This window comes from Novosphingobium sp. Sphag1I (genome assembly GCF_056279125.1).
This window is the reverse complement of the sequence record NZ_JBWBQS010000054.1, coordinates 1-1037: the sequence shown is the minus strand read 5'-3', so window position 1 is coordinate 1037 and position 1037 is coordinate 1. Positions and strand designations below refer to the sequence as shown.

Here is a 1037-nt window from a genome sequence, read left to right as displayed (position 1 = left end):
ATGAAGCTTTTGGTGCCGATCAAGCGCGTGCTTGACTACAACGTGAAGCCTCGAGTGAAGGCGGATGGTTCGGGCGTTGATTTGGCCAACGTCAAGATGAGCATGAACCCGTTTGACGAAATCGCGGTCGAAGAAGCGGTTCGCCTGAAGGAGCGGGGCGTGGCGACCGAGGTCGTGGTGGTCTCGATCGGCCCGGCCAAGGCGCAGGAAACGCTGCGTTCGGCGCTGGCCATGGGCGGTGACCGGGCGATTTTGGTCAGCACGGCGGACAATGTCGAACCTCTGGCGGTGGCCAAGATTCTGGCCAAGATCGTGGCGGAGGAAAACCCCGGCCTGGTGGTTCTGGGCAAGCAGGCGATTGACGATGACAGCAACCAGGTGGGCCAGATGCTGGCCGCGCTGACGGGGCGCCCGCAGGGGACGTTTGCGTCGAAGGTTGAGGTCGAGGGCGACGCGGTGCTGGTGACGCGCGAGGTTGATGGCGGGCTGGAGACGGTGAAGCTGGCGCTGCCCGCGATTGTGACGACCGACCTGCGTTTGAACGAGCCGCGCTATGCCAGCCTGCCCAACATCATGAAGGCGAAGTCGAAGAAGCTCGAAACCAAGTCGCCCGCCGATTACGGCGTGGATACGGCGCCGCGTCTGAACGTGCTCAAAGTCTCCGAACCGGCGGTGCGCAGCGCGGGCGTGAAGGTGGCCGATGTCGATGCGCTGGTGGGCAAGCTTAAAGAACTGGGAGTAGCATAAGATGGGCGTTCTGGTTTGGGCTGAACATGACAATGTGGCCTTGAAGGATGCAACCCTCTCGGCGGTGAGCGCCGCTGCGAAGCTGAGCGAAGTGCATGTGCTGGTCGCCGGTTCGGGCGTTGGCGGCGTGGCCGAAGCGGCGAGCAAGATCGCGGGCGTGGCCAAGGTTCTGGTGGGCGACGATGCGGCCTATGAACACGGGCTGGCCGAGAATGTTGCGCCGCTGGTGGTGGGGCTGATGGGCGGCTATGACGCCTTTGTCGCGCCCGCCACGACCACGGGCAAGAACA

General features: G+C 63.6%; 2 protein-coding genes. Both read left to right on the top strand.

Annotated features, from left to right (window positions below):
- Positions 1–747: an electron transfer flavoprotein subunit beta/FixA family protein gene (locus ACZ9HU_RS22520; RefSeq protein ID WP_476108108.1), complete on the top strand. Its 747-nt coding sequence runs from the start codon at positions 1–3 to the stop codon at positions 745–747.
- 1 nt (position 748) lies between these two features.
- On the top strand, positions 749–1037 hold a 289-nt coding region (locus ACZ9HU_RS22515; RefSeq protein WP_476108107.1), incomplete at its 3' end, for an adenine nucleotide alpha hydrolase family protein.

Coding starts and splice junctions, on each gene's coding strand:
- ACZ9HU_RS22520 (WP_476108108.1), top strand. CDS start 1: ATGAAGCTTTTGGTGCCGATCAAGCGCGTGCTTGACTACAACGTGAAG.